This is a genomic window from Mesorhizobium sp. M2E.F.Ca.ET.209.01.1.1, assembly GCF_004010375.2.
GTDB lineage: Bacteria > Pseudomonadota > Alphaproteobacteria > Rhizobiales > Rhizobiaceae > Mesorhizobium.
Genome location: NZ_SADP02001140.1, coordinates 1 through 292, shown reverse-complemented (window position 1 = coordinate 292; position 292 = coordinate 1). Strand labels below are relative to the sequence as shown.

The following is a 292-nucleotide window of genomic DNA, read 5'->3' as shown; positions in this document are numbered from 1 at the left end:
GTTTCGGTACGACCTTCATTCGCTTCAAGGATGTCGAGTGGAAGGGCAAGCTGCAAAAATTCAACGACATGCTGATCGGTGCGCGCAAGGCGGTTGAGGCACAGGGAAAGACCTTTCCGATCGTCGAGAATTACGCGCTGCATATTCATCATTATATCTCGACCACCCAGGCGCACGAGGCGCTACTCCAACGCACCAAATTGGCCAATCTCGAATGGGCGGACCGAACCTTCGGGTCAATCGATGTGACCCAGGGCACCTTGCTGCCCGCCTCGCTCAAACTCAATCCAGG

The 292-nt window shown here is 55.1% G+C and carries 1 pseudogene; it reads left to right on the top strand.

The features are described from left to right. Positions 1–292 (top strand): annotated as a pseudogene (locus tag EN852_RS41550) (hypothetical protein); the annotation flags it as partial.